Source organism: Hydrogenophaga sp. PAMC20947, assembly GCF_004795855.1.
GTDB lineage: Bacteria > Pseudomonadota > Gammaproteobacteria > Burkholderiales > Burkholderiaceae_C > Hydrogenophaga.
In genome coordinates, this window is record NZ_CP039252.1 from 2,147,262 (window position 1) to 2,170,857 (window position 23,596).

General features: G+C 62.0%; 2 protein-coding genes. Both read right to left on the reverse strand.

The window, feature by feature from the left end:
* Positions 1–276: 276 nt before the first annotated feature.
* Complete coding sequence (locus E5678_RS09615) at positions 277–1,947, reverse strand: ShlB/FhaC/HecB family hemolysin secretion/activation protein (protein WP_136178319.1); 1,671 nt, start codon at positions 1,945–1,947, stop codon at positions 277–279.
* Positions 1,944–23,210, reverse strand: a complete 21,267-nt coding sequence (locus E5678_RS09620) for a leukotoxin LktA family filamentous adhesin (RefSeq protein WP_136178320.1) — start codon at positions 23,208–23,210, stop codon at positions 1,944–1,946. The genes E5678_RS09615 and E5678_RS09620 overlap by 4 nt, the downstream gene beginning before the upstream one ends.
* Positions 23,211–23,596 lie beyond the last annotated feature (386 nt).

Sequence of the window (23,596 nt, forward strand, 5' to 3'; positions counted from 1 at the left end):
TTTCACGGTCGGCATCCAAGGGGCCGCCGAGGCGAATTGAAGGCGTTTCCTTGAACCGAATCCCTCGACCATGCGCCTCACGGCCACGCTCCTTCAGCGAGACTGCACCGGCCTTGCCCCCCTGCCCTGGGTCGCCCCTTGGGGCAACGCCGAACAAGCCCCCTGTGGCGAGCCCCTTTGCAAGGCCGTTGCCGGCCCCGTCCACACGCCTTGCTGCCCAGGACTCAAAGAAGGCGCGCTGTTCAGGAACCGGGCAGAAAAATCGGTCTGCCGCCGTTAAAACTCCGTCGTCAGCTGCAGGCCAACCTTGTAGCGCTGAGACTCCTCGGCCAGCTCTTTCAGGGCATAGCCCAATGTCAGGTTCGCCGACACATGTTTGCCGAGGCTCATGTTGACCCCCCACCCCACCGAAGTCAGCGTCTGAGATCTTGGGAGAATCGACTCTGGTGGTTGCGTGATCTTCACATAACCCGCGTCAAGGAAAAAGAACCCGTCGGCAGCAAAAGCACTGCCCCCGGCGCCTGCGCCGCGACCCGTGATCGGATGCAACAGCTCGAGGGAGAGCGTGGACCCTTGGTCGCCTGACACAGCGCCAACCGAATAACCTCGGACACTGCCTTCACCGCCCAGGAACATTTGCTCACTGGCCGGCAGCGATTCGCTGCTGGTGTGCTGCAAAGACAGTGCGCCGCGCAAAGCCCATCCTTCAGTACCCAGGAAATGCGTGCGGCGCAAAGCAGCCCGCCCCACCGTGAAGCGGCTGTCCACCGCTGCCGTGGTCGCACGACCACTGGAGATCATGTAGTTGGCCAACCAGTAGCCGGCGTCATCTCCAGACTGGTATTCAACGCCAAGTTGCACGTCATCAACGTCTGTACCCGACAGAAACAGGCCACTGATCTGGTTCTCGATACTCCTGCGCCGCACACTCCCCATTACATCGAACTGCGAGCGTTCCCCAAAATACACCGGCTGGCGCATGGTCAGCGAAGTGGAAGACGACGCACCGGTGATGTCCAGCGAGGCGAACGGTCCGTTCTTGAGCTTGGTGTCGTCCTGGCTGTGGGCCAGACTGAGCCGCCCTCCCGAGGTGGTCACGGGCACGGCGTAGGTGAGTGAATAACTCTTCAGTCCCTCGGCCGACATAACCGCCAGGTTCAAAGTATCGCGCCACCCCAGCAAGCTCTGGTTGGCATAGGCCAGGCCCAGGCGCGTTTTGCCCGTGACATCGCTGCCCAGATTATCGAGACCGATGCGAAAAGCGTGTTGCTTGGGCTCTTGCACGTCAATGACCAGATCGGTGGTTCCAAACGATTGTCCGGGCTCAAGACCGGCACGCAATTGGGCCGAGTTCGTCCGGTTGAACCGGAGCAAACTGGATTGCAGCGACGGCAGATCCACCAGCGTCCCGTTCTCCGCCTGAACCCTGCTCAAGATGTAACTGTCACGGGTCGATTCGTTGCCCTTCAGATTGATGGCCCCGAGCTTTCCCTCGACCAGTTGCAGCGTGATGGTCCCGCTGGAAATGTCCTGGGGCGGAATGATGGCGCGCGCGGTCACCACGCCTCTTTCACGGTACGCGGCATTGATACGCTCGGCCATTTCTTGCAGTTCGCCGAACGTCGCCTCTTTGCCTTTGTAGTTCTGCACCAGCGCTCCCAGCTCTTCGGCTGAAAACACCTCGGAGGCCGGAGAAAAGCTGATATCCCGAACCATGAACTTCGGCCCGCCCTCAGGCGCCGCGGGCGCTGGGGCGGGGGTCACCTGGCGAACCTGTCCATCAGATGGCACCCGCTCCAGGCGCTCCTGCTCCAGGCGCCGCTGCTCTTCGTCCAGCCGGCGCTGCTGAATGGCCCCCGGGTCAGCGCTGGGAGGCAGCACCACCTGTGCATAAACGGCACCTGAAAAGAGAGCCGCAATGGCCACCGTTGTCATGTTGAATGTCATTGTTGCTTCTCTTCGCACTGTGCGTTGCTGGAAAGACTTGACCCTTGTCCCGAAGAAGCTTCACAGGCCTCTTCGGTGGCAACAGGCGTGCCTTCGAAAGACACCAAGGTGTCCTGCTGTGAACCAAAGCCGCGCAATCCCCAAACGGCATCACCCCAGAGGCCGTCTGTCAGGGAGTCCATCGACCAGAGCATGGAAAGCTCCCGATCGCCCAGTTCGGCCGCACTCAGGTTGTTGCCCAGCGGCGAAATGATTTCATGGGTCGGCTTGCGGGCCACCACAAAAGTATCCGTGAACACGCGGTAGCGCGTGAGACCGAAGGCAAACGGATCGCCCGCTGAGTACAGCTGCACGTCAACCGGCTGGATGCTCCTGTCGTTCTGATCGATCAGGGTGCTGGTGAACGGATTGTTGATGGTCATGCGGTTGCCCACCCACAGGCGGTCCACAAACAAATCACCCGCAGCGATGTCGATGTTGCCGGTAGACGCGGCCACAGTCGACAGGCGGAAGGCATAAGGCGTGTTCAAGGCCAGTTGCACATCCGAGGCCATGCCACCGCCAAACCCGGTCACCGAGCCGCCCACATCGCCCAGCCCGGTGCTGTTGACACTGGCTTTCACCGTGTTGCCCGCCAGGCTCACGCGGGAGCCCACGTTGATGGAGCGCGCTGTCACCGCACCCGGTGCGCTGAGCGACACCGCATCGGCTCGCAACACCCCCGCATCGACATTGCCACGGCTGGACTGTGCCGCGATGCTGCCGGCTTCGGCAGTCCCTGTATCGACCTGGATGTTGCCGGACGCCGTGAGATCGATCGATCCACCCGAAGCCGACAGGTTGCCTGCATCAATCGCCCCGCCTGCGCTGGCCAGCGTGATGTCATCGGCGGCTCTGACACCTTGAACAACAACACCCCGCTGTCCGTTCACCGCGACCGAACCGCTCCTTGACCTCGTGTTGTCGGCCTGCACGCTTCCCCGGGTGCTGGTGAGATCCACATCACCACCTGCATCGATGGTTCCGGTCTGGATATCGCCACGGGTGTTCATGGTCAACCCGCGTCGCGTGAAGAGGGTGTCCACGCTCAAGTCGCCCACCACGCTGTCGAGCAACACGTTCCCACCCGCAGACACCTGGCCAGCGTCGATATCGCCGTAGGCACTCAGGGTGACATCGCCACCACGCGCCGTGGTGCTCCTCGCAGTGATGGTGCCCGCACCCGCTGTCATCGTCACGTTCTGGCCCGCTGTGGTGGTACCGGCAACCACATTTCCAGCGCCCGAGTTCAGCAACACGCTGCCGTTTGCACTGGTCACGGTTGTCACATCAACGCCGGTCAGGCCGTCCACCGAGACATCCTTCTGACCAGAGACCGCAGCCAGCTCCACCGAGCCACCCGTGGAAGTCACGGTCACACTTTGGTCGGTACCCGTGCCTGCGCCGGTGCTGGTCACCACGTCGCCCGTGATGTCACCACTGGCGGTGAGCTGAACCGCATCACCCGCTGTCACCGTTTCCACATTCACGCCGCCGTCCACGTCCAGCGCCACGCTGCCATCGGCAGAAGCCGCCAGCAAGTTGCGCACACGCACATCCAGCGGATTGCCGTCGGAGCCTACCCCGAGCTTGCCGTCAACAGTGAACCTGGCGTCTGGCAGGGCATCGGCGATCACGTCCAGGCGTGTATCGCCGGCGTCCAGCACGCGGCCCGCCGTGCTCACCACGCGCACCGCGTCGGCCGTACCGTTGCCCGTTTCAATGCCTGTGATCGAGGCGTCGTTGGCCGTTTCGATGTCGATCGTGCCCACATCGCTGCGCAAGCGCGCAGCTTTGGTGCCGTCGTCATCCATGGCCAGAGAATTGGCTCGAACGGCCACACCAATGGCGGTTGAATGCACATCGGCATCGGTAGTCAGCGTGACGTCGCCTCCGGAGACCAAGCTGATGTTGCCCGGTCCGGTCACGGTGCCTTTGATCTTCACGCTTTCCGATGCGGACAGGCGCGTGGATCCACCCGAGGTCGAAGACGCCACATTGAAGTACTCACCCGTTGGGCCGTTCAGGTAAATACCTTTGCCGGCCGTTTCGGTGGTGGCATCAATCGCCCCGTCTTTGTTCACCCCCACATCCAGAGCATTGTCGTCTTCGCCAATGCTGCCCGTGCGTGAGGTCAAGCTCACGTTGTTGCTGCGGATGTTCACCGCAGGCTGATTGGGATCAACGTCAGGCATGCCAAGGATGGAGCCCACCGAATCCAGTTTCACGTTGCTGCGCGAGAAGATCGTGTCTACCGTGAGGTCACCCGGTGTCTCTACCCAGATGTCTCCAGCAGCCCGCGCAATCAGCGAAGAGCCGCTTCGTGGATCAATCCGCAGTGCGGAGCTGAGCGCGCCCGTCGTCGGATCGGGAATGGCACCAATGCCTCCATTCGCCGATTCGAGGATCATGTTGCCGCCGGTCACGTTCACAATGCCCGCCCCTGCGACCGTGGCGTTGATCAGCGAGCCAGCGGCCTTGATGCGGATGTCGCCTGTGGCCGATATCTGGTTGATGCGCAGGTCTTGCTCGGAACCAATGAAGGCATTTCCAGCAGCTGCGGTTGCATCCAGAGCGCCAGCACCGACCGCCACGTTCACAGCCCGAGGCTGAAGGATCGTGATGATATTCCCCGATACCGAAGCGTCACCGCGTTCGGCTGCTGCCAAGGCAGCTTTTTGGGTCGTGGTCAACGCATCCAACCCAGCTGAAAGGTCGATGGTGATCGCGTCATTCATCGAACCGATAGCCGTGCCCGCAACCAGCTCGACGTTGCGCCCTTTGGCATTGGGCTCCTTGATCGTTGTGACGGTATCGGTGATGTTCTTCAGCAATCCGGAACCCACCGACAACGCCAGCTGGGCATCTGACCAGGTTGCGCCAGCGCGAATCTTTGCCTCTTCGTCGGTGGTGGGCAATACAGAAATCGCGTAGTCGAACCCGCCATCGAACGTGGCGGTGAATCCACCGACTTCAGCATGCAACGTGTGGTACTGGTCGGTTCGGTCCGCCTCGAACTTGGCAATATCAGTTGCCGAGAGCCCAGAGTCCACGAGTGCCGCACGTTCACCTGCAGACACGGTGTAGGCATAAGCCGCGTTGTAAACGGCGCCTTGGTCTGCTTGGCCCTTGCGCAGCTGCCAGTACTGACGGTAGTTGTTGTCCTTGCCTCGGGTGAACGCATCAACCGCCTCATCTGCCTTTTCAACAGAGAGCGGTCCACGCAAACGCAGCTCGTCCCACAAGGCGACCAGTTGAGCTTGCCCGAAACTGTCTATCGTGGAGTACGGATTGTTGTCAATCACAGCACCCGTGGTTTCCACGCGCACATCACCCGCCTTGGATTCGGCCGAAATCAACAGCAGGTTGCCGTTGTAAGTGGCCATGTTCGAACCATCTGCCTGATTGCGGATATTGATGTTGTCGCGCGCCGTGGCCATCAAACCATTGTTCGGCCACTGCGCCTGGTTGGCCGTGTAGCCAGTGCGCACATTCAGCGGCGTGCCCGTTGCACCGATAGCACCATTGTTGGACAGCAGCTCTACCCGCTTGCCTTGAATGAAGGAAGCGCCCGTGGCTCCGACAATGTTCTTGTCGACTTCTATCACCACATTGCTCACACCCGCACCGCCAATGGTTCCTACCGTCAAGTTGCCAACCATCTCCTTGAGGTGAACCTCGCCAGAGTTGGACGTTGCATCGAGTTGGCCGCTGTCTGCGATATTGGTTTGCACCGCCTGGCTTGCCGAACCGATCCCCGTACCGGCTGCCAGATTCACATTGGTCCCACTGACGATGGTCAAGTCACCGTTTTGGGTGATACTGCCGCCGGAAACAATGCCGGTCTGACCGCTGGCATTTTGAATGCTGCCATTGAGCACCACACTGCCCACCGAGCTCACGTCAACCTTGCCCTGGTCAAACCCGATGTACTCGATGCCAATGCGGTGATCGGATTTGACGCTCTCCGTGATGGTCGTCTTGGAGCCCGCAGTCACTGTGAACTCTTGGTAGTGCGTGGCATTCGCGCACAGCGTCCACCAGTTGCAATCGCGCCAAGAACGGCCGGCTACCGGATCTCCGCTGCTTGTCTCCTTGGTTTGTCGATTGCCGCCAGTGATCGTACCTGCTGCTGCGTTGTACACAGCGCTGCTCGCTGGGTTGTAAAGCGCCGAGTTGTCGACGACCCCCGTTTGTAGATACGTCGCTTGAGACAGCGCACTGTTGGTGCGTTCGATCGAATTGATCTTGTACTGATCAAGCACCTTGCCCGAAAGAATGGCACCACCGAACCAGCCATTCTGCGAATAGCGGTAATAGTCCTCGCGCACCGTGTCGTAGCCCACCGTCATGTTGAAACGGGTGCCAGCTGTCGGGTCGTAGTAGTCACCGGTGCGGGCAGCATTGGCAGCACGTGTGTAGGTGCTCGTGACGATATTCGGCGTGCCGTCGGCTTTCAGGCCACGGATATCGGTGATATTGATCTGACCTTTGACACCTTTTCCAGTGTCGAGCAGGTTGACCCACATGGGCAAGCTGCTCTCGTTGTCAATCTTCACCTGCCCATATCCGTCCAGCACGCGCAGGTTGCCGCCTCCGGCCGCATTGGTGTTGATGATTTGGCCAAAGATCTCGATGTAGCCGCCCTGCACGCGAACACCACCCAGCTCCAGGCGGTCTTCCTTGGCGTTGTAGCGCACCGTGACCTTCTCCCAGTTGCCTTGCTCGTTGCCTGCGAGGCCACTCACGGTGGAGCCGTCCACCTCAAAGAACTCGGCCCCGAGCACGCCCTTCTGGACATCACTCAACCCTTGGTAATGGGTCTTGGCTTGGGCAAAACTCACACTGCCCAACCCCGACACAGCGACCGTGGCCGTGGCCGGAATGCGCACGCCCCATTCAGGAATACCACTTTGAATGGTTCCGTTGATGTTCAGATAGCGTGCAGCGATCAGTACGCTGCCGTTGGCGACGATGCCCGAACCTGCAGTTTCTGGGGTGCGGGTGATTTTCGCAATGTTGGTAGGGAAGTCCAACACGGTTCCGGCTGGTGGATCGGCCGGTTCCACGGTTGTGAGCGGGGCGCCGGCCACATGCGAGAACGTGTCCGTGTAGCTTTGTACAAAGTCACCGTTCCGGGTTTTCACTTCCACGTCGTCGGCCTGAATGCTCGCCGTCTCCTCGAGTCGGATGCTTCCAGCCGCACTGTCGATCTTCACCAGACCCCGGAGGTTGCTGATGTTGCCTTTGACAATGATGTCCGGAGCCAACGGGGCTTCACCCGGTGGAGACTGTGCAATGTAGAGCGGATCAAGTGGGTCGTACTTGCTTTCGACCAGAATCCGTGGCTTGCCTTGCGTGACCGTGCTTCCACTGAAATCGGTGGTGCTGTCGGCTGTAAAGACATCGAAGCCCGCACCCGCCGCTGCACCATTGATGCCGTTGATCTGGTTGTTGTCCTTGACATCTATGCTGTTGAAGTAAATCCGGCCGCCTTCGTCCGGCGGAATGCTCAGGTTGTTCAAGATCAAGAAGCTGGGGCCATTGTTGGTGATCTTGATTTCTGCATCGCCTGGCGCATCAAGCACCCCGTTGCCGTGCAGACGATCGCCCCGCAAATAGATGTTGCCCAGCTTGGCCTCTGCGTCACTGATGGTCAGGAACTTGGCAGACGGCCCAGCCGCAAGTTCGGTGCTGTATTTATTGGCGTTGATGTCGCCCTCAATATTGACAATCTGGCCCGTCAACGCATTGATCTGGCCAGTCAACACGCCGATCGTGGTGTTGTTGTTGCCGATCGTGGTGTTGTTGTTGCCGATCGTGGTGTTGTTGTTGCCGATCGTGGTGGTGTTGCTGTTGATCTGTCCGTTCTTGGCGTTGATGTCCCTTTGGTATGCGTTTGTTTCAGCCTGCGTGTTGTCGGGATCGTCGCGCAGAACAATCAAAGCATCAACTTCCGCCGTCAGCGTGGTGTTCTGGGTCCCCAGCGTGGTGTTCTGGTTCCCCAGCGTGGTGTTCTGGTTCCCCAGCGTGGTATTGGTATCGGTCAACACCGTGCGCTCTCCGGTGTAGCCTGTCTTCGTGGTCTTCATTCCGTTCACTGCATCTTGCGCCGCCTGAAGCGGGCTGATGCTTGCGGATCCTGTGAATCCAACCTCACCGTTTGCATCGGGATCAACCTTGAATCCCATGTCCAGCAGCTTGCGCTCCAGGAAGGTGATTTCCGAGTTGTAGGCTGCCACGGCAATCGAGGCGTCTGCGGTTGGGTCATCAACCGTGTACTCTTTGATCAGATCTTTCAGCGCCTGAATGCGGTTCACGATATCTTGCGCCGGGCTGAGCACTTCGGTATTGGCAATGCTGATGCCATCGGTGCTCGAAAGCTCTGTACCGTCGAAGCCGATGTCGAGACTCTGCTTGCGGTGCGTGCCCACGTGCAATTGACCGTTCACCGCCACATCGGCGGATTGGGTCTTGACCGATTTGCCGGTCCGCGTCTCGAACGACACATCGCCGCCGCCAAACGCATTGCTGACGGCACTGGCCACGGCGGCAAGCGCCTCGCGGTAGATGTCTTTGCCCACGCCCACACCAGAAGCCGTGGCCGATCCCTTCTCGGCGGCGAGCGAAATATGGCGAACAGCGCTCAAGACAGCGCCGTCGTCAATGGTGACTTGGCTGCTGGATTCAATGATGGCATCGGCCACCGGATCGCGGTTGACCGGGATCGCCGTGTTGTTGAACACGTCGGTACGCGCATTCACCTTCGCTACATTGATCCCGGCGTTCATGCCCGCGGCCGGATCGTATGCGGTACTCGCGCCAGCGTAGAGGCGGATATCGTTCTCCGCTTCCAGCGCAGCGTCGCCCACCTCGATGCTGTTGACAGACTTGAAGCGCGAAACGGAATCGCCGGCAGGTGCAACGCCCACAAGACCCCACACGTCCACAGAAGTCTGGGTTGAGATGTCTGCAAGGGAGTGCGTACCCATGGCCAGGTCGCCGGTGGCACTCAGCGCCGCGCCATCACCCACGCGCACCGTGGCGTTGTTGGTGTCCGCATAGATCAGCGACTTGCCGCTGGCCGCCGAGATGGCACCACCTGATGCCATCTTCACCCGATCCTTGGCGGTCACATCGTTCCATGCGTCGATTTTGTAGGCGCCTGGCGCGGCAATGCTGCCCGTTTGTTCCAGGTGAGCGCCTGCAGCCACCTGCGCCAACGCAGCGTTGCTGATCGTGGTGGTGCTGCTCGCGGCAGGCACATCGGCCAAGCCGCCAGAGCTGGAGTCCACGTTCCAGGTTGGCACCGAGATGGCGGCGTCGGTCACCGAGGTGACGCCGGGAATCGTGCCCGGAGAGAAGCCTTTCCGGACGACGTTGTTCGCCTGAACAGTGATGCTGTCGGATTCAACATAGCCGTTGGCTCCAACCGTTGCCTCTGTGGTTGCGCTGCTGTAGTTGACGGCCTTCGCGCCGCTGACGCCGATCAGCGAGGCGTTGGTGCTTTTCATCCAGGCATCAAATTGACCGTTGTGTGTGGACCGAACCACCAGCGAGCCCACATCAATCTTGCGGCTGTCGCCGGCTGTGTTGTTCCCGCTGCCGGTGCGCGCCACCGTGGTGCTGGTAGACGTTGTCTTGGCCTCGGAGAAGGGCGCCGAGACCAAGCCACCACTGCCCGCGATACCGTGGGCGTAGTTGGTGTCAGCGCTGTCGGCGCTCACCTCAAGCGACCCCCCCGTGACCTTGGCCAGATTGCCCAGAGCGGCCTCGGTCACCGTGCTGGAGGAGGCCTGTGAATAGTCCGCACCCACCGCGAGCAACCCGCCGATGGAAATGCCAACACCCGAAGAGGATTGAAGCGTGTTGCTGTCTGCATGGACCTTCGTTGCGCCACCGATCGTCAGCGTGCTGTTGTCGCCCACCAGGGCACGCGTTGCACCGCCGCTTTCAGCCTTGGCCAAGGTGGCATTGATACCGAACAGCACACCACCCGAAGCGCCAAACGCCTGAGCCGAAGTGGTGGGCTTGGCGCCCACCAGGCGCTGCGCAACCACATCGAGTGTGTTGCCCGAAATGTTGGCGCCAGCATCAATGCGTGCATCAACATTCGAGGTCGTGCTGGCGGTCGCCAATGATGCGCCCACAGAGCCTGCGCCGATGGAGACACCCTTGGCTTCGGCATGTGTCTCGGGCGTGGCTTCAGCGATCACCTTCACATCGTCTTGTGCGGTCACCTCTGCGCCATTGCTCATGTAAGCGGAAACACCTGACGTAACTTTTGCCGTCGCATCGGCGCCCGAGCCGGCAAGAATACCTGCCGCACCGGCGATGGCACTGGCCTCGGCCACCGAACCATCGGTTGCCATGATGGTCACATCGTTGACCGACTTGCCAGCGGTCTGGCCCACATCCACACTGGATCCAAAGTAAGCCGCCGTGGTGCCACCGAAGGTGGCGCTCGCCACCGATGCACCAATGGCCAGGCCACCTGCAGCCACGCCGATGGTGGTCGCGGTCGCTTTGCGATCCGTATCGGCACTCACCAGCAATTCATCGGCCCGTTCGACCGAAGCGTTGCTGCCGAGGTAAGCCCGCGTCGTGCTGGTGTCTTTGAGCACAGACACCGCTGCGCTCACGCCAATCACGCCGCCGGCACCCGCCGTAGCGCCCACCTTGGAGCCATTGGCATTCAGGTTGGCGGCGGTGGCTTTCACGCTCACATCACCCACCGCATCCACCGCGGTCGATGACCCGACAAATGCCTCTGTCGTGCTGTTGCTGATGCCCACACCCACGGCAGCGCCAACGCCCACTGCACCACCCGCGGCACCGGTGACCGTCAAGTTGAGTTGGGTTTTGTCGGACGCCGTCACGTCCACTTTGCCACCCGCAGTCACCCGGCTGTTGTTGCCAACAAAGGCCTGCGTCTTGTCTTGTGAAGCAACCGATGTTTCGTTGATATCGCCTTTGACGCCAAGCCCGGCAGCTTTGGCGTTGACCGTGGACTTCGCCCCCGTCAGGTGCGACGAACCACTCACATCGTCGAGCTGAGAGCTGGCATTGGTCTGCTTGGCCTGCGCATCGGCGCGGTCACCGGTTGCACCATCGCCCAGACTTTCTTTCGAATCAGCGTCCAGGCTGGCACCAATCACCGCAACCGAAGCCGATCCAGCGCCGCCAAACAAGGCACCCGCAGCGATAGCGATCGCGGTGGACTCAACATTCTTGCTTGAACCACCTGACACCCGCACATCGTGATCGGCATCAATCAACGCGTTGTTGCCGATCGAAGCTGTGGTCGTGTTGCGCACAATGTTGGTATCGGACATGGCGCCAACGCCAAATCCTCCGACGGCACCTGCGGCGCCGCCACCTTTGAGACTCACTGTATCGCTCGCGCTCACGATGACGTCTTGTGCAGCCCCGCCATTGCGCGTCTGATTGACCCTGGCGTTGTCACCGATCGAGGCCGTCGTCTTGGATGTCACCACCTTGACGCCGACCGAACCGGCCACGCCCACGCCGCCGGCCGCCGCACTGGCGGTCACGCTGCTCATGGTCTCTTTGGAAGTGGCCGCCACCTCGGTGGCGCCCCCCGCGTTGAGGGTTGCCGCCTGGGCCGGTGAGGTTGCGCCGCCGACATAGGCCTTGGTGGTGTTGTCCACCACGCCCACCGACACCGCGCCAGACACCGCCACCACACCGCCCGATCCGGCCAGCGTGTACATATCCATCGCAGTGTCCTGGTCCGCTTTCACACGCAGATCACCTGTGGCATCCACGTTGGCGCCGGCATCGATGCCGGCTGTGGTGGTGTTGCTCACCGAAGCCACACTCACCGCTGCACCAATGCCCGCCGCGCCCACCGACACGTTGGCCGTGGCCAGGAACAGGTCTTCGCTGGCTTCGGCGCGCACATCGACATTCTTCGCCTTGACATCGGCATCGCCAATGATGGCGCTGGTTTGCTTGCCCACCACCGCAGTATTGAGCGATCCGCTCACGCCCGCAATGCCACCCGACATCGTGCCCGAGGCCATCACCACCAGGCTGTCGTCCGTGGCAAGAACCCGCACCGATGGATCACTGCCCACGGCATTGGACGCCGCGGAGACCACCGCGCCTGCGGCGTCGGTCTTGTTGACTTGTGCGCCATCGCCAATGCTCGCTTCGGTCTTCGAGGAAATGATGTTGGCCGTGACCGTACCCGTCACACCAGCCGCCCCGCCTGCCGCCACGCCGAGAGACGCGGTAACCACCTTTTCACTGCCCACTGCGGTGACCGAGAAGCCCTTCACTGTTTCGGTACCACGCGTTCCCAGGCCTCCAGTGATCCCCGAGATGGCGTTGCCATCCGAGTCTTTGGTGGTCTCAGGATTGCTGGTGTCGCTGGCGTCATCACCACCGCTGCCTTTGGCACCCAATTCAAAGGATGCGCCATTGTTGACATTGCCATCCGACACACCGTCGCCATCGATGTCGACGCCGCCCTTGCCTGCAGGGGCCATTGGCAAGGCTCGCGCAACCGACTGGTTGATGCTGCCGTCATAAACGGTGGCGCCAGTCGCCGCATTGCCCCTTGCATTCACGACCGACGCGTTGCCCAGGTAGGCCAGCGTTTCGCTGCTGATCACGTTCACCCCGACCGCACCGCCCACAGCTGCCGCGCCAGAACCCGTGGCGCTGGCAGACACACCCATCAACAGGGTGTCGTCGGCGGCCGAAATGGCCACGTTGCCATCCGAGTCCACACGGGCAGCCGTCTTGGTGCTGTCGTCTTTCGCCGAGCCGATGTAGGCCTGGGTGTTGTTGTCAATCACATTGACCGCTGCAGCACCGCCCACGCTGACCGTGCCGGAGCCTTGTACCGATATTCCGGCGCCAATGATTTTTTGCTCAGAATCGGCCGCAACGCGCACATCTTTGTCTGCGTCAACGTTTGCGCCTTCGGCAATGTGTGCATCGGTTGTCTTGGAGAGCGTGTTCACGTTGAGCACACCGCCCACCGCTGCCGCACCGCCGCCGCCGCCGGAACCGGCGACCGTGATCAGCTCGCTGTCGCTCTTGGCCTGCACCGACACCGATTGGGTGTTGGTGGTGGAAGCCTGTTGGTTGATCTGAGATGCCCCAATCGCGGCCACGGTTTCCGAAGAAATCACATTGATGGCCACAGAGCCGCTCACGCCAACCGCACCGCCGCCTGCTGCCGACACCCCGATGTTGAGCAAGGACTCCTTGGTTTCAGCATTCACATCCAGGTTGCGCCCCGCATCCACCGTGGCGCCGTTGCCAACCGTTGCAGCAGCAGAGTCGCGCAGCAACACCACGCCGAGCGTGCCGGCAATGCCCGCTGCGCCGCCACCTGCTGCGCCCCCGGCAACCATCAAGACCTCGGTCTTGTCGCTGGCCGCAACGGTCACATCGCGCCCGGCCTGCACCTGAGCGCCAGCGCCAATGGAGGCGGTGGTGTTCTGCAGCGGCACGGGAGCCGTGGCCGACAACGAATTGCCGATGGCCATCTTGCCCGCCTGGCTGTCCAGGTCGGCCTTTGTCTGTTGAGATTGAGCGGAGCTACCGAGCAAATTGCCCACTTTGCTCTGGCCCGTTTCGTCATCGGTGTCGGCCGCGGTACTGCCCAAACCGTCATTGGAGTCGCCATCCAGCAACGAGCCCACCGCCACGATGGAAATCGCACCGGCCACGCCAGCCGAACCACCACCCGAACCCGCCACCGTCACCGAGTCGATCAGCTTGTCGGACGAGGCGTCCACGCTGATGTCCTGGGTGGCCGATACCCGTGCGTTGTTGGCGATGTAAGCCTGTGTCGTGTTCTGAGCCACGGTGACCGCCACCCCGGCGCCGACACCCGCTGCACCGCCGCCAGCGGCCGCACCGGCCACCGACAAACTTTCAATGCGATCGGTTGCCTCAACATCCACACGCTGTCCCGCCGCCACCAGCGTCTGATTGACCTTGGCGTTGCTACCGATGCCCGCCTCGGTATTGGACAACACCACGTTGACCGCGATGCTGCCCGCAATACCAGCCGAACCACCGCCTGCGCCCGCCACGGTAACCGTGTTGACGCTTTCGGTGGAGTTGGCCTTGACCGAAGTGATGCCCGTGGCATTCGTCTCGGCGAAGTTGCCAATACGGGCTTTGGTGGTGCTGGAATTCACCGCCACGCTCAGGGAAGCCCCCACGCCGGCTGAACCGCCGCCGCCTGCGCCGCCTGAAATCATCCAGCTGTTGGCGAACTCGTCCGCCTTCACGGTCAGATCACCGCCCGTGACGTTGATCTTGGCGGCATCTGCCGCCGAAGTACCGTCTTCAACGTAAGCCTCGGTGGTGTTGGCAATGCCCACACCCGCCACTGCACCACCAACGCCGACGCTGCCACCACCGGCCAAGCCAACCGTGGTCGACAAGCTGGAATCCAGCGAAGCCGCTTCGATTTCAACCGCCTTCTTGGCGTTGATCAAAGTGCCTTTTCCGATCTTCGCGGTGGTCGTTTTGGCGATCACGCCCACATTCGCCGCAGCGCCCACACCGGCGCTGCCGCCGCCGCCCGCGCCACCGGCCGAATTGATCAGGCTGGTTTCATCGATCGCCTTGACTCGCACTTCTTGATCGGCGCCAGCCACGGCGTTCGTTTCGTTGATGCGCGCATTCTGGCCAATGGATGCCTCGGTCGTGCTGGCGATCACATCGGCCGACACCGTTGCCGCCACACCCGTGGTGCCACCGCCGCCTGCGCTGACCACCGTTGTATTCAGTTCTTCCCGGTTGTACGCGGTGACCGACAAGCCTTTGGCGAGTTCGGTCTTTTTGGCGCCCAGGTTGGCGGGTTCAATGGACGTATTGGCAAGGGCGGTTTCGCCGCTGTAGACGCTGCGCGCATCGCCCAGACCGCGGGCGTTGACCACTGCGTCGTTGCCAATCGTGGCTTTGGTGGTGCCCAACAATGTGGCCACCGCAATCGATCCACCAACACCGGTCGTTCCACCGCCACCCAATCCACCAGCGGCCATCAGCACGTCGATGTCGTCTTGTGCGTTCACGCCCACGTTGCCGTCGGCATCCACCGTGGCCGTGCTGCCGATCATGGCTTGAATGTCGTTCTTCACCACACCCACGGAAACCGCACCACCCACGCCCGTCGTGCCACCGCCGGCAAATCCCACCGTGATCGAGGTCAGGTCTTCGGAAGAAGACGCGTCGATCAACACATCTTTTTTGGCATTGACCACCGTGCCGGTGCCGTTGGCAATGCCGGCCTTCACGGTTTTGGCAATGACTGTCGTGTCCAGCGCAGCGCCCACGCCCGTGGTCCCGCCACCGGCGCCACCGCCTGTGATGGCCAGGATGTCTGTGCTATCGCCTGCGGTGATCGCAACACCTTGATCCGCGCTCGAGTACAAAGCATCGGTGTTGATCTGCGCGCCCTGCTCCACCATGGCTTTCGTGTCGCCCACGATCACGTTGACCGACAACGCGCCGGCGATGCCAGTCGTTCCGCCGCCTGCACCTGCGACCACGGCCGAGGTGGAGTCTTGCTTGGCCTGCGCGTCCACCGTCAGTTGTTTCTTGGCCGACACCTCTGAGCCAACCCCAATGATGGCTTCGGTGGTGTTGGCCACCACGTTGGCTGCGATGGCCGCACCAACGCCCGTTTTCCCACCCGCACCCACACCACCCGACACCAGCACGCCGGTGTAATCGTTGAGCGCTTTGACCGACACGTCGCCATTCGCCTTGACCATGGCGCCGTCTGCAATGCTGGCTTTGGTGTCGGCCAGCGCCACGATCACGCCCAATACGCCTGCCACGCCAGTGCCGCTGGTGGACGCACCCGCGCTCACCGACACATTGGCGATGTCTTGCAACGATTCAGCGCTGACGGTGACGCCCGCATCCAAACCATCGGCCTTCACATCCGAACCCGAACCGATCGATGCCGTTGTTTTGTCCAGGCTCACGATGTTCGAATTGGAGATGCCCACCCCGGTTTGCTTCGCTCCTGCGGCCGCACCAGAGATGGACAACGCCTGGGTGTCGGACTTGCTCGACACTTCCACACCGGTGCCGGGCACCGACGCTGGACGACTCGACACAGTGGTCAAGTCCACGTTGTCGCCGATCGCCGCGTTGTTCTTGTTGTTGAACACATTGACCGCGAAGGCACCTGCTACCGCGGTATTGCCTTGCGACGCTGCGCCGGCAATAGCCTCTGTGTAGTAGTTATTGGACCCCAGGTAGTTGGCGGGATCGAAGGTGTCAAAGTCGAAATTCTTGATGCCATCGGGCGTGAAATTCTTGCTGCCAGGCAAGACCGGCGCGCCAAACGACACGCGATTCTTGGTGGCATTCGCCTTCAGGGAGGCCGCGTGAATTTCGGTCGGCGTGAAGATGCTGTTCTTGTCGGCATCACGACCCACGATCGCTTCATTGGTGTTGTTCGACACCAGGACCGCGAACGACGCACCCACGCCAGCCTTGCTGCCGCTGCCCGTGGACAGGGCGCCTGCGCGGGCTTGAGCAGAGATTTTGCTCGTGTCTTCGGCCGTCACCGACACATGGCCCACTTCGGTGCCTGCTGCACCAAGCGTGGCGCCTTCTTCGATCGAGGCGCGGGTCGTGTTGTCGTTGACCACCAGCGCCAGCGCGCCGGCCACGGCCACTTTGCCACCGCTGGCGCCCGAGATCGCCTCGGCGCTCATGGTTTTCTCGAAGCCTGCGCCCCGGTTCTGGCGAGAAGCGGCACTGATGTTCACATCGCCTGCCTGGCTCACGTTGGTGCCTGCGCCCAGCGTGGCTTCGGTCACATTGGTGGTGGTGGTGATCGCCACACCCACGCCGATGCCGATATCGTCCGAGACGGCTTCTCCACTGGCTGACGTGGTGTAGTTGGTGTCCGACTGGGCGTCCAGCTTGAGCTCACCCGCACCCGCGTTGATGTTCAGGTTGTTGCCAATCGTGGCATGTGCCTCGTTGCGGGCCACACCCACACCGATGGCGGCAGCCACGCTGACCTTTTTGCCCTTTTGTTCTTTGTCGGGCGCACTGGCCGGTTTGTCGGTGCCAGGGGTTTCGTTGCTGGTGTCAGGCGTTTTGGCTTCCTGGGTGTCGGTGTTCACGCCCGACACGCCGGTATTCTTGCTCTTGGCCGAGTCGAGCTGGGTTTTCTTCTGCTCGTCGACCGTTGTGCCGGCTTCGGGCTCGTCTTCACCGGTTGTCGCGTTTTTCTTGGACTCTTTGGCGCCTTTGGCACCGGCGATCGAATTCGACGTGATCGAGGTGTCGGTTTTTGCGATCAACTCCACGCCAGTCGAGGAAGCGATGTCACGCTGGAGTTCGGCCGTGACTTTGTCTTCTGAAATCGCTGCGGCCAACGATGCGCCCACGGCCACGTCGCCTTGAGCGCGCGCTTCGGCCTTGGTAAGCATCGTGCTCTTTTGATCGGCAGTGCTGCTGTACTTGCCGCTCAGGGTCAAGTCGGTGGCAGATTCGCCCATGCGGGCCGTGGTCGTGTTGGCCGCAATCGCCACCGCCACCACGGGCGTGATCGACACCTTCGCGCCAGCCGCGCCACCCTTGACTTCGGTGGTGATGGCGTGATCCGCCTTGGCGTTCAATCCCAGGTTCGCCCCACCCGTCAGCACCGCCTTGTCGGCCACTTCCGCGATGGTCTTGTTGGCCACCACGTTCACCGCCACAGAGGCACCCACGCCCACTTTGGCCGCAGCGCCCGTGCCTTTGACATCGGCGGTTGCCTTGGCCAGGCTTGTTGACGCATTGTTCGCTTCAATCAGCACATCGCCCGCGCCCGCGTTCACCGAGGCCCCTACCGTGCTGCTGTCGGTATCGCCTTCAAGCGTTGCCGATGTGGTGTTCTTGACGATGTTCAGACCCAACGAACCGGCCACGCCCACGTCCCCCGCGCCTGCGCCGCTGGTGGCCTCGGCTGCGAAATCGTTCTTGGCCGCGCCGTCCATGCCGGCCTTGATCGTCAAGCCTTTGGTGCTCACCTGAGCGTTGTCGCTCACGATGGCCGTGTTGGTCGCGGTTGCCGCGTTCACGGCCACGGCCGCACCAATACCCACGTCGGTTCCACCGGCATCGGTCTGGCTGCCGTCGGCTTTGGCTTTGGCATCGGTCTCGGCCGTGCTGGTCACGCTCAAGGCGCCACCCGTGCTGCTGATGTTCAAGCCTTTGCCGATCGACGCCGTGGTGTCCGAGCTGGCCGAGTTGATGCCCACCGCTGCCGCTACGCTCACACCGCCTTCGCTGGTCTCGCCCTTGGGGGCATTGGTCGGGTTGGTGGTCTTGTCAAGCTTTGAACTGGCCGTTCCACCCGTGGTCGAAGGCGCAGTTGGCGCTTTGTCGGCTGTCTTCTTGCCCGTGTCTTTGGCCGAGTCGCCTTGGGCGGTCACTTGTTCGTCCACGCTCTTGCCTGGCGTTCCGTCTTCTTTGACCGCCTTGCCATCGGCATCGGCCTTCTTGCCACCTTTGACGCTGGCCGTGGCCGAGGTATCGCTCTTGGACACCGACTTGGCGTTCACGCCCACGCCCGTGGTCGCCGTGATGTCGCGCTCCACCGAGGCCAGCACCGTGTCGTCTGCGATGCCCAACGCCAGCGAGGCGCCCACGGACACGTCGCTGCCCTGGGTCTGACCGGTGGCCACGGTGGTCTGGCTGCTGCTCTGATCGGCCGCACTGCTGTACGCACCACTGATGTCCACGCCCGTGATCGATGCGCCCAAACGCGCAATCGTGGTGTTGTCTCCAATCGAGACCGCCACCACCGGTGTCACGGCAATCTTGGCGCCCGAAGCGCCTCCCGTCACGTTGGTGCTCATGGTGTGATCGGCCGTGGCGTTCAGGCCCAGATCGGCTCCGCCGGTCAACAAGGCTTTGTCGGCCACTTCGGCCACCGTTTTGTTCGCCACCACGTTCACACCGACCGACGCACCCACGCCCACTTTGGCGGTACCCCCCGTGCCTTTGACATCGGCACCCGAGGTCACCGTGCTCGTCGAGGCATTCTCCGCCTCGATCAGGATGTTGCCCCCGTTGGCATTCACGCTCGCACCGGTGCCGCCGAGGTCGGTGTCGCCTTGCAAGTTGGCCACGGTGGTGTTAACCACGGTGTTGATGGCCAAGGAGCCGGCTACGCCGACGTTGCCCGCGCCTGCGCCGCTCTTGGCGTCGGCCACAAAATCGTTCTTCGCGGTGCCGTCCATGCCCGCTTTCACGGTCAGGCCTGCAGTGTCCACGGTGGCGTTGTCGCTCAGGGTGGCCACATTGCTCGCCGTGACCGCATTCACAGCCACAGCTGCGCCCACGCCCACATTGGTGCCGCCCGCGTCGGTCTGGCTGCCATCGGCTTTGGCCGAGGCATCGGTCTCGGCGGTACTGGTCACGCTCAAGGCACCACCGGTGCTGTTGATAGCGCGGCCTGTGCCAATGGAGGCTGTCGTGGTCGAGCTCGCCGAGTTCACACCCACAGCTGCCGCCACGCTCACGCCGCCTTCGCTGGTCTCGCCCTTGGGTGCATCGGTTGGGGTGTCAAGCTTGTCGTTGGCCGAAGCGCCCCCGGCTGTCGTGGTCGCAGGGCCCGCTTTGCCGGCGGTTTTCTTGCCCGTGGTCTTGGCCGAGTCGCCTTGAGCGCCCACCTGCTCGTCCACACTCTTGCCCGGCGTTCCGTCTTCTTTGACCGCCTTGCCGTCGGCATCGGCCTTCTTGCCACCTTTGACGCTGGCCGTGGCCGAGGTATCGCTCTTGGACACCGACTTGGCGTTCACGCCCACGCCCGTGGTCGCCGTGATGTCGCGCTCCACCGAGGCCAGCACCGTATCGTCTGCGATGCCCAGTGCAAGCGACGCGCCCACCGAGACTTTGTTGCCTTGGGTCTGGCCTGTGGCCACAGTGGTTTGGCTGCTGGATTGATCTGCGGTGCTGCTGTAGGCGCCACTGAGGTTCAACGCTGTGGTCGATTCGCCCAAGCGCGCCACCGTGGTGTTGTCCCCAACGGAAACCGCCACCACGGGCGTGACGGCGATCTTGGCGCCGGCAGCGCCACCGGTCACGGTCGTGCTCATGGTGTGAGTGCTCTTGGCATTCAGGCCCAAGTTGGCCCCGCCCGCCAATATGGCCTTGTCAGCCACTTCGGCCACGGTGGCATTCACCGCCACGTTCACGCCCACCGACGCACCCACACCCACTTTGGCTGCGTCGCCCGTGCCTTTGACGTCCGCGCCCACGGTCACCGTGCTCGCCGTGCCGCCTGCGGCCTCAATCAAGACATCGCCCGTGCCCGCATTCACCTGGGCACCCGTGCCCGCTGCATCACCTTGCAAGGCAGCGACCGTGGAGCTCACCACCGTGTTGACACCCAGCGCGCCGGCCACACCGACGTTGCTGGCACCCGCGCCACTCTTGGCCGTGGTTGAAAAATGGTTCTCTTTCCCAACGGGCATGTCTGCCTTGACCGTCAGGCCATTGGCGGTGACCTGTGCCGTGTCGGCTATCAACGCGTTGTTGCTCAACACGCCGATGTTGACCCCCACAGCGGCGCCAACGCCCACGCTGGCGCCATCGCCGACCGTGCTGCCGTCGGCTTCCACCGTCGATGAGTTGCTGGCCTGGCTGTGCACGGTTGCGAGCCCCGTGGTGTTCTGGAGTGCGCTGGAATTGATCGACGCCTGGGTCTGGCTGTTCAGGCTGACCACCGCCACAGCGGCGGCCACATCCACGCTGCCTTCGCTGGTGGCCGCTTCATCTTTGTACTTGTCGAGCTTGGCTTCGGTTTCGCTGGCGTTGGCGGCCTTTTCTGCGGCGGTTTGCTTCTTCGCGCCCTGTGCGGCGGCCTTGGCTGTGTTGACGATGGTGTTCTTGGACTCGGCCGACAACTTGAGCGAGGCCGACTGCGTGCTCGCAGCGTCTTCAATCGATGCTTTTGTGACAGTGGTGGCCTCGGTCACAGCGACCGTGCCGCCCACCGCAGCCGGATCCCCTGCGGACACATCGGCCACTGTCTCGGCGTCCACTTCGTTTTTGGCTTCCAGCGCCAGCTCGCCATCGCTGTGTATGTGCGAGGTGCCACCGACTTTCACGGTGGCTGTGCTTGAAATGACGCTGACCGCCACACCGGCATCAGCAGGCAACACATCGGTGGTCGACCCGGCGGGTTTGGTTTTGGACGCCACTTTGGATTCAGCGCTCAACTTGGCATCACCAACGGAGGACACGCTCGAGTTGCCACGCACGTCGACCGTGGCAGTGGAGCTCGCCACGCTGGTGCCCAGCGGGGAATTGCCCGCGGTGGCCGTGTCGATGGAAGACTTGGCACTGACCGTCAAGGTACCAGTGGATGTCACTGTGGTGTCGTTCAAGTCCACCTTGGACGTGACACTCGGAACAGCGAGCGGCAAGGGCACTGTCGCGCCGGTATCGTCGTAGCTGGATTGCGCAGTGAGACTGACGTTGTTGCCTCTGATGATCGAACCATTGGCTTTGATCTCGGCGGTGCCGCCCAAAGTGCTTGAGGTGCGGGCAGCTTCCAACGTGATGTTGCCTGCGGAATAAGCGACGTCATCAGAAAACGCAACCAGCGCGCTGCCCGTGCCCAGATTGATGGCACCAGCCTGAAGCTTCAAGTCGCCAGAATTACCGATCGAAGCGCTGCTCACTTGATCCGAAGTCTGGCCACCTGCGACCCGGCGGGTCGAAAGGACGATGTTGTCGTTGACGGTGATGCTGTCGTCCGCAATGATGGTGTGATCAGCGCCGTCGGATGAGTAGTTGGCACTCACCGTCACCGTGGTCGGATCAATCAGCACGCTGCCGCGCGCGCCGTCCGTCGCAGATGCCCGGAATTCACCACCCGCCAGCTCCACGTTATTTTTCGCGCTGAACTCGATCGCGCCGCCGCTGCCACTGGTCCCCGCTGAAGAGTCGACCAACGCGCCCGTATGGGCTATCGCGCTGTTGGCCGCAAAAATGTTGACCACGCCCCCGGACGAATTGGCGCCTTGCCCGCCGGTCAAGATGCGCGCGCCGTCCTGCAACGCGATGTCATTGCCCGCCTGGATGTTCACCGTACCACCGGTCACCCCCGCATTGCCCATGGCCGACAGCGTGCCGGACACGTCCACATCGGTGTCTGCCGAAATGTCGATTCGGTTGTCTGCATCAACCCGTTGTGTGGCCACTGGCACGACAGATGGCGTGGCGCCACCTGCAACTGTGGACGGATCTGTGGCTTCGGAAGGCGCGGGCGACGTTGAAGTCCCCTCGCTGCTGCCGGATGCATCTGCCGTCCCGGTTGAACCGCCCGATGAGGCGGATGCCGTGCCATCCGCACCGCCATCGGGTTGGGTCGAATCGGGGGTACCCGTATCGGCCACGATCATCATGCGGCCATCGATTTCAACGACCTTGGTGCCTTGTTCAAGCCCATTCGCATTCACCACGTCGGTGAAGTCCGAGGTGGCGTACACAAAGCGCGCGCCGCGCTTGATGGCCCCGCTCACGCTGACGCTGCCGCCATTGAGGCGCACGCTGCCGCTGGCGTTGATCACACCCTTGATGGAAATATTCCCCGACGGGTTGCCTGGAGCGGTTCCGCTCAACAAGGCACCCAGAGATGCTTCGACAGGGGTGCCTGGCGACGAAAAGAAATCCGTGACGAACGCATTCGTGGGTGTAGAGACCGTCAGGCTCCCCACGTTGACCACCCCGTGGGTGCCCACCACAAAACCCTGTGGGGTGGCGAAGAAGACGTTGCCGCCCACCTGGTTGTTCTTGATCGAGTTCAGTACCCCGTCAACCGTGACCGCCGATCCGGTCACGAAATTGATCAGGTTGGCGCTTTGGGAAGGCACATGCAGGTTCACCACATCACCACTGCCGACACCAAAGGCAGAAAAGGAATTGAAGGCGTTCGATCCACTGGTTGTGGAGGTGCTCACATTGGTGGCACCGCCACTGGAGGACACCGAGGTCTGCGTCCGGCCGTCGGGCTGAATGTTGGGCCCCGCCATCGCCGGCGGCATCACAAACATGCTGGCACTCATCGCCAACAAGGCCGCAGTACGGCGTTTGCCTGTACCCGATTTGCCTCGTCCCCTGGCGGTTTCTGCCACGGCCACCCAAATCATCAGCGCCTCATTCCAAACCAGACGATAGAGGCGGTTGACTGAGGCGTGGCTGTACATTTCGTGCTCCAAAAGGGTGTATGTGGTGGCCGGATTGCTCGGCTTGTTGAGCAAAAAGTCACTACGTTGCTGACATCAGGTTACAGGTCCCGTTTGAATGTCACAAGCGAAGAGCGCACCGAAAAGTAGACTTTTTGGGTAGACCGTTTGGGCTACGACCTCCGGTTGCTCCTTTTTTTATAGCATTGATATCCCCGCATGGGGTTCATGCGGGAACTCAAATGCCTAATGGAAGGCGGCACAATTGGTGGGCAAAAAAATGCAAAAAAAACAGGTCAATTCCCCGCTTAAAGGGTGAATTCCCCCTATGAGCCCGCCCGGCGCAGGGGCGCAAGCGGGCTCAGTGCGCTTTCACCGGCGAAACCGGCGGCACTTGAGCACCCCCA

What these genes read in the sequence shown, in the direction of transcription:
- E5678_RS09615 (WP_136178319.1), bottom strand. Translation starts at nt 1,947, where the DNA reads ATGACATTCAACATGACAACGGTGGCCATTGCGGCTCTCTTTTCAGGT.
- E5678_RS09620 (WP_136178320.1), bottom strand. Translation starts at nt 23,210, where the DNA reads ATGTACAGCCACGCCTCAGTCAACCGCCTCTATCGTCTGGTTTGGAAT.